The following is an 8,180-nucleotide window of genomic DNA, read 5'->3' as shown; positions in this document are numbered from 1 at the left end:
CCGATGCCATCCTCGACCGTTTGGTGCATACAGCTCACAGAATAGATATAAAAGGAGAATCAATGAGAAGAAAATTGAAAAATAAAAACTAAGTTTAACCCAAGGATAGATCAAATCTGGGCAGTCCATTTGCCATGGTCAGTTTCATCCGGCGAAGGTGGGTCAGTTTACCCGGCTTATCCATACTGAGGAGGCTGAAAGAAAATATCAAAGTAGTATTATAATCATCGTGTTTTTGATTCTAGCGGTCATTGGTTTGTTTGCTTTCATCTTAAAAATGAGAAATAAAGAATCGCAATCTTCTTTTAATGAAGATGATTTAAGTAAACAGGAAAGGAACATACGGTACTTAATACTTGAAGGCAAAAGTAACAAGGAAATCGCCAATGAACTTTTCATTAGTCTTAGTACGGTAAAATCCCATATTTCGAATATTTACAGTAAGTTACGTGTTTCAGACCGTCGGGAACTTCTTCAAAAATATCGAAATTAGTACCCGGTACTAGTACTTAAATCCTACCCTTTTCATTTCTGTTCTAGCTGTGCTAAATTTTACATTGCATGAAATTCCACTGAAGGACTTATGGTTTGTTCAGTATATGGCTATAATTCTAATTTCATGCTTTCAAAGAACTACAAGAAGTGGAACAACCTACTAGGGTGGATGGTTTTCGCCAATGCCTTAATTACATATTTCATAACCGTTGAACCCACCAATAGTTTTTGGGATACCGGTGAAATCATTGCCACCGCTGCCAAATTACAGATTGGTCACCCTCCAGGGGCTCCTTTATTACAGATGATCGGGGCCTTCTTTTCAATGTTTGCCATTGAACCAAATCAGGTAGCGATAGCGGTGAATTCAATATCCGGAATTTCCAGTGCGTTCACTATTTTGTTCATGTTCTGGACCATTACTAATATTATTAGAAAACTGGTTGAAAAGGATGGCCCAATTACCAATGGTAAGTCCATAGCCATATTTGGTAGTGGTTTGGTTGGTTCACTTGCATTCACCTATACCGACAGTTTTTGGTTCAACGCTACGGAAACAGAGGTTTATGCCTTGGCGAGTTTTATTCTGGCCTTGTTACTATGGCTAGGTTTAAAATGGACGGATAACCTAGAGGATCCACGTAGCAATAAATGGATAATCCTGATTTCGTTTATTGTAGGACTAACCTTCGGGGTACAGTTTATGGGCTTTTTAGCTATTCCCTCTATTGGATTACTTTACTATTTTAAAGCTGATAAAAGGATAACGGTCAAAAAATTCATTTTGGCCAATATTGGAGTGGTTGCAATTTTAATGCTGGTCTATAAATTTTCACTTACCTATGTACTCAAAATTTTTGGCTGGGGAGAGCTTTTTTTTATCAATAGTATCGGAATGCCATTTCACTCTGGTTATATCATTATCGGACTCTGTTTTTCTATTACTTTTTTTTTAGGGTTGAGATATACTAGGAGAAACAACTATCGAACTTTGAACACGATGATATTGTGTCTGATGTTTCTTTTCCTAGGGTTTTCCTCTTGGCTCATGTTACCCATTCGCGCAAATGCAAATGTTATTATTAATGAGAACAATCCATCGGATGCTATGTCCCTATTATCCTATTACAATAGGGAACAATATGGTGGTGTTGAAAGTCCCTTTTACGGAACTTATTATTCGGACATGTTCGCTTCACCTGGCGAAAATAGAGATGGCAAACCTAAATATGAAAAGGACTCTACCTTGGGCAAATATAGAATAGTGAATAGTTATAAAAGTTCATTACAAGGACCTAATTCTAAACACCAAGGATTATTACCGCGAATGTGGAGTTCCCAGAATGCCGAAAACTACATGCGCTATTTTGGAGCGCTTAATTTTAGGATTACCCGCCCCAGTAAAGAGCTTTCAGAAAAAGTGGGCAAATTGAAGGCAGGATATGAGAATGGAGAAATCGATGCCGATCAGTACATCAATTTCTTAAAAAGGCACAATGACGTTATTGAAGTAGAAGCTCCTACCATCTGGGACAATGTAAAATACATGTTCGAGTTTCAGTTCAACTATATGTATTTACGCTATTTCATGTGGAATTTTGTCGGGAAACAAAATGATGTACAAGGGAGGTATAATGATAATGGCAACTGGCTAAGTGGCATCAACTTTATCGATAGTTGGCGCCTGGGAAGTCAATATAATCTGCCAAGTGACATTATAAATAACCCAGGTAGAAATACCTATTTCTTCTCGCCCCTTCTTTTGGGAATCATTGGAATTGTGTTTCAAATTTCAAAAAACAGAAAACAATTTTGGGTATTATTGGTCTTTTTCTTGTTCACAGGTTTGGCGATTCAATTTTACACCAATCCGGCTATATTTCAACCTAGGGAACGGGACTATTCGCTAGTAGGCTCCTTTTATATTTTTGCTATATGGATAGGGCTTGGGGTCTATGGACTTTTTGATAGTTTCAAAGATTTGATAACTCCTAAAGTTCTTGCCCCAGCCATAACCTTTATTACATTTTTAGCCGTACCCTCTATAATGGGCTTTCAAAATTGGGATGACCATGACCGCTCCAATCGTTTTACGGCCAATTCAACGGCGAAAGCTTATTTAGATTCAATTCAGGAAAATGTAGGGGCCATCCTTTTTACCATTGGAGATAATGATACGTTCCCGTTATGGAACGCACAGGAAATTGAAGGTTATAGAACGGATGTAAGGGTATTGGTTACCTCTTATTTTGAAACGGATTGGTATGTAGACCAAATGAAGAGAAAAGCGTATGAGAGCGACCCTATACCTTCACAACTGACACATGACAAATATAAATCAGGAACACGTGATGTTCTTTACCATCAAGGAATAACAGAAAACAGGTGGCCTATAAAGGATTTTATCAATTGGATAGATAGCGATCACTCAAGAACAAAATTTAAATATCTTTTCCAACAAAATGGTTCAGACCTAAGCCAATATTCTGAGGAAATGCTCAATACTGTTTACTATCCTACCAATAAAATAAGAGTACCGGTAAACAAACGAAACGTGTTGGAGAATGGCCTTGTAAAGCAAAAAGATGAGGATTTAATCGTTGATTATGTTGATATAGACTTACCTAACGCTATTACTAAAAGGAGCATGATGATGCTTGATATCTTGGCCAATAACGACTGGAAACGCCCCTTATATTTTTCAGGAGGCAGTTTTGATGATGCTGAATACCTTTGGATGAAAGACTATCTGCAATTGGATGGCATGGCCTATAAACTGGTCCCTATAGTAACGGAACGGCCAAATTCCTTTGAACTTGGACGTATCGACACTGACTTGATGTACGACATCGTCACCAAATGGGAATGGGGAAATTCTGGAGACCCAGATGTTTACTTGGACACACAAACACGTATTCAAAGTGTATCTTTTAGGAGCAACTTGGCGCGTTTGATGGAGGCCTTGATCCAAGAGAATAAAACGGAAAGGGCAAAGGATATTATAGAGATTTCAGTTAAGAACATGCCCGTTGATAACTTTGGATACTACACATTGGTAGAACCCTTTGTAGATGGTTATTACAAAGTAGGTGAGGCGCATAGGGCCCGTCAACTTTTCGAAACTTTGAAGAAAATTTATCAAGAACGATTGGAATATTATGCATCAACAAGTTTGGATGAACAGTATAGTCATATCAATGATATAATTGCAGATATGGAAGCCTACAGACGTAATATCGATATAGTGATTACTAACGATTCGAAGGAAGTTGCTGAGAAAGAAACATTAATTTTTAATGAATACATTGATAAGTTTCAACATTTTTATAAGGATGCCGATGATATGGAACTACCTCAAGAAGGAGTTGAAATTAATCCGGATATATGAGATTTAAAGAAGCGTAATTGTTGTTTAGTATTAGGGATAGTTCAAAGATTTTAATTAAGTAATTTTAAACTTAATTTGGGTTATATAATAACAGTCTTAAGTGACTTAGATTAATTACGCTATTTCGGTGATTCAATTTTAATTTAAAAGTTCAAATAAAGGATTGTTTAAAATCTGTAAATGAATTCTTCCTATCTATTTCCTAACTTGGGCATATAATAATTGTAAGCTTAAATTAAGGGCGAAATTTTCTTTAGCATATGGATGATGGAATTATATATTGGAATTTTGACCCTGAAATATTTTCCATATTTGGTACTTTTCCAATACGATATTATAGCTTACTTTTTATAACAGGCCTTTTTGTTGCATTGCAAGTAGAAAAACGAATATACAGAAAGGAAAATATCCCACTTGAAAATTTAGACAAGCTATTTATTTATGTTATTGTAGGAATAGTTTTAGGGGCGAGGCTTGGGCATTGTTTCTTTTACGAGCCCTCATATTATTTAGACAATCCATTGGAAGTTTTACTGCCAATTAAAAAAGTTGCCGATTCCTATCAATTTACCGGTTTTCAAGGGCTAGCAAGTCACGGGGGAACAATAGGAGTAATCTTAGCAATTGTTATTTATTGTAGAAAATATAAAACCAAATTTTTATGGGTTTTAGACCGAATTGCTATTGTTGGACCAATTGTAGGTGCTTTCATTAGGTTTGGAAATTTTATGAATTCAGAAGTCTACGGAAAACCCACCAATGGCAATTGGGGCGTTGTTTTCCAAAGAGATGATTTGATACCCAGACATCCAACGCAGTTGTATGAGGCATTTTCATATCTTTTAATTTTTGGAATATTAATGTTTATTTACCATAAAACTAAAGGGCAGATGAATGGTTTGATATTAGGAGTCCTTTTAACACTGGTGTTTTCAGCAAGGATTGTAATCGAGTTTTTTAAAGAGAACCAGGTAGGGTTCGAAGACGGGATGGCTTTAAATATGGGTCAAATCCTTAGTATCCCACTTGTAATTATAGGACTAATATTAATATTTACTCGAAAGATTCCATCGCATAATAAAACCTCCCTTCAAAAGCCATAGAACAGTTATTAAAAGTTCAAATAAACGATTATTAACATTGAGTCAATGAGTAATGAATTGATAATTGAGAAAAGTTGGTTTAAGAGGAATTGGAAATGGTTTATTCCAATCTTCATATTTGTTCTTGCAGTTATATTTTTATTTTCATCATCTGGCTTAGGAGGTCTATTGGGCGATTATGGAAAAGCTTATGCGGATTCTAGTCTTTATACAATTCCGATGGAGAAAGTGAAAAGAAATATTAGGGTAAGAGAGACATTGGGTGAAATTGAGCCTATGGGAAAGATGGCAATTTTGAATGGGGCTATACACTATTCAGAGGATAATAAATCCGTCGAATCCACTATTAAGATATTTGGAGAAAATGGAAAGGCTATGCTTGATATTTCAGCAGAATGGATTAATGGTTCGTGGGTGTACAATAAAATCAACGTAAGAATTAAGAATCCCCCTCAAAATAGAGAAGTAATACCAATAATAAAATCAATTGATTAACTATAAGTGTAAGATATAAATGTTTAAATAAACGATGAAAAGCAATGTAATTTTTAAAAAATATTCAATAAATAAACTGGTAACAGGTTTATTATTGTTTGGGTTTGTAGTTACAGGATTTTTAGATTTACTGTTGAATAGACAATCTTCTTACTCTTCAATAATGGGAATGGATACCAGTAGAGTTTATTTCTATACATTCTTTTTACTGGTAATTGGTTGTTGGCTTCTTTATAATAAATGGTTTGTAGGCATAGGTTTTATTAGTTTAGCGACATTTAGCTCATATTTTACTGAATACATTTCTATCCATAATTATTTTGCATCAATAGCGATATATATTGGAGTAATTATAGATGTTATCACACTTAAGAAAAAAAAATGGATAGTTCCATTGATTTTTGTTGGCATAGTACAAGGTGTTGCATTTCAAACTGGTTGGCTAGGTTATTATATGGTTGGAATCATGGAGTTTTTAGCCCTTTCTATAGGTTCAGTTTTTATCATAAAGACAATAGAATAAATTATAGGTAATAAGAAATTAAAATTCAAATAAAGGATTATTTAAGGGTATTATAATTCTGACATAGTTCAAATCCACAATTATATATCAGTTCGGGAAAAGGTTAGTTTGCTATCTACTAAAAAGAAAATGGAACTGAATGTTTATGCTCGTTAGTCTACTCTGGTCTGAGCCGAAAGTATTCATTTTCTTTGAATGTTCGAATGCTTATTTAAATGAATTTGTTTCTTGAAACCTTTCAGGTCAGAACAACTTTTTGACTATTCTGAGCTGCCTGATAAATTCCTTCAATTACTCGAATATCGTTGAGCCCCTCTTCTCCTGAAATATGTTTTGGCAGCTTTTTTTTTGCAAGAATAAACTTTCCAATCCCATCCAACTGAGCGGCTTGTTGATTTATAACTGGGAAATTGAATTCTTTCTCGCTTGATCTGCCTTTAAAAGGCCCATAGCTAATTGCAGGACTAAGTTCAAAAAAACCATTTTCTGCCGATGCAAATAGTCTATCGATGTTGCAATTGGACGTAGTTGTCGATGTGCAGACTGCCCCACTAGGAAAATTTAGTTGCCATGATATGGATTCCTCTACCTCTTTGAACAACTCGGGCATAGTAACAGGTCCGAATTGTGCGGTAACCGATATAGGTTCTTCGCCAAGGACATAGCGACCACTCTGAATGCAGTAAACCCCGAGATTCATGAGAGGCCCTCCACCTGCCATATTTTTTTTAAGGTGCCAATCGTCCGGGCTAATTCCGCCTAAATTGTAACCTAGGGATGACTGTATCAAACGGATTTGTCCAAAAACCTTTTCCTGTCCGAGTCTCTTAATTTCAATATGATGTGGTTCGTAGTGCAAACGGTAGCCAACTGCAAGTTGAACACCGGCATTTTCGCAAGTATCTATCATTTCCTTACAGTCTTGTACCGTAAAAGCCATGGGCTTTTCCACAATCACGTGCTTTCCGGCATTTGCCGCCCTAATGGTATATTCCTTGTGCATTGAATTCGGTAAGACAACATATACCAAATCAATATCATTGTTGTTTCTGATTTTATCAAAATTATCATAGTTATAGACGTTCTTCTCTGGAATATTAAATTTGGATTTCCAATGAAGGGCCTTTTCCGGAGTTCCTGTGACAATGCCCGATAGATTACAATATTCCGATTCCATCAGACCGGTCGCTAGAATATTCGCATAACGACCTAAACCACAAAGTGCCACATTTAATTTTTTCTCCTCTTCCACTTTTATATTTTTTTCTGAAAGGATTTCAAAGGAGGTAAGTGTTGGTAAAATTGCGGTTGAGCTGATACCTAAACCTAAATTCTTGACAAAAGACCGTCTTGAAGTGTTCTTCATTTTTGCTTATTTAACAATCGTTGCACATAATCCCGGATATTTTGAACAAATTTTGTCGAAAAAAAGCTAAAACCCTAATGAAATCATGATTCCGGCACACTAAGTACAAAAAGAAAAATCGGTTAAGTTGTAAGCGATTGGCGGTATTGGATTGCGGTAGTGTTCGTAAATCTTTTAAAGGCCGCATTGAAAGTTGAAATATTGTTGAATCCACTTTCGTACGCGATGGCAGCGATTTTATAATCCCTATATTTTTTGTCGGCCAGCAATCTTTTGGCTTCTTCGACACGATGGCCTGCTATATATTGGGAATAATTTTGGTGTTCTACCTGATTGATTATTTGGGAAAGCTGTTTTGAACCAATGTCCATAACTGCGCTCAGTTTGGTTAAGGTCAGTTCTGGATCCAAATACAATTTATCATTTTCCATCAGTTTGGAAAGTTCATTGAAATATTCGGTAATTTTCACATCCTCCAAAGAAGAGTTGAGATATCTGTTCTTGTGCCTTTTAAATAAGAAAGGTTTTCTAAACGCCCAGACGGCAAGTAAGATCATTAGAATTGAGAATGTTAAAGCCCCGCCAGGATAATAGGGTACTATTAAGAAAAAAATCAAAAGATAGTTTGTGAACATTACCATAGTGGCAATGGTTAAAAGAACCAACCACTTGAAAATTGCTGAGTCTCTTTGCACATACAATGTGTTCCTACCCTTGAGTATTTGGTACAGCACAACTATACAATAAATAAAACCATGTAGAAACAGTCCGAAGTGGAAAACCCATGCTCCAGGGTCGTCATTGACAGGG

8 protein-coding genes are annotated in these 8,180 nt (G+C 35.9%); 6 read left to right on the top strand and 2 right to left on the bottom strand.

Annotated features, from left to right (window positions below):
• Positions 1 to 8 precede the first annotated feature (8 nt).
• From BFP75_RS22165 to BFP75_RS15875, 6 genes are all read left to right on the top strand, one after another.
• Positions 9 to 92, top strand: coding sequence for an ATP-binding protein (locus BFP75_RS22165; protein WP_309474607.1), 84 nt, complete (start codon positions 9 to 11; stop codon positions 90 to 92).
• Between the two features lie 185 nt (positions 93 to 277).
• Positions 278 to 493 carry a response regulator transcription factor gene (locus tag BFP75_RS15895; protein WP_099546353.1) on the top strand — a complete coding sequence of 72 codons (216 nt, stop codon included), beginning with the start codon at positions 278 to 280 and terminating at the stop codon, positions 491 to 493.
• Positions 494 to 619: 126 nt separating this feature from the next.
• On the top strand, positions 620 to 3,883 hold the full coding sequence (locus BFP75_RS15890; protein ID WP_099546352.1) for a DUF2723 domain-containing protein: 3,264 nt from the start codon (positions 620 to 622) through the stop codon (positions 3,881 to 3,883).
• Between the two features lie 260 nt (positions 3,884 to 4,143).
• Positions 4,144 to 4,986, top strand: a complete 843-nt coding sequence (gene lgt, locus BFP75_RS15885; protein ID WP_099546343.1) for a prolipoprotein diacylglyceryl transferase — start codon at positions 4,144 to 4,146, stop codon at positions 4,984 to 4,986.
• 45 nt (positions 4,987 to 5,031) lie between these two features.
• Entirely contained in the window at positions 5,032 to 5,481 is a 450-nt protein-coding gene (locus BFP75_RS15880; protein ID WP_099546342.1) for a cytochrome c oxidase assembly factor Coa1 family protein, read from the top strand.
• Between the two features lie 34 nt (positions 5,482 to 5,515).
• Positions 5,516 to 6,004: a hypothetical protein gene (locus BFP75_RS15875; RefSeq protein ID WP_099546341.1), complete on the top strand. Its 489-nt coding sequence runs from the start codon at positions 5,516 to 5,518 to the stop codon at positions 6,002 to 6,004.
• Between the two features lie 238 nt (positions 6,005 to 6,242).
• On the opposite strand, the gene BFP75_RS15870 is transcribed toward BFP75_RS15875, so the two are convergent.
• The gene (locus BFP75_RS15870; protein WP_099546340.1) at positions 6,243 to 7,370 is read right to left on the bottom strand and encodes a Gfo/Idh/MocA family protein; all 1,128 of its coding nucleotides are present in this window, start codon (positions 7,368 to 7,370) and stop codon (positions 6,243 to 6,245) included.
• Positions 7,371 to 7,492: 122 nt separating this feature from the next.
• Complete coding sequence (locus BFP75_RS21930; protein ID WP_165776617.1) at positions 7,493 to 7,927, bottom strand: helix-turn-helix domain-containing protein; 435 nt, start codon at positions 7,925 to 7,927, stop codon at positions 7,493 to 7,495.
• Positions 7,928 to 8,180: the final 253 nt, after the last annotated feature.

The organism is Maribacter sp. 4G9, assembly GCF_002742265.1.
Taxonomy (GTDB): domain Bacteria; phylum Bacteroidota; class Bacteroidia; order Flavobacteriales; family Flavobacteriaceae; genus Maribacter.
The sequence above is the reverse complement of the archived record's forward strand: the minus strand, read 5'-3'. Positions and strand labels throughout refer to the sequence as shown.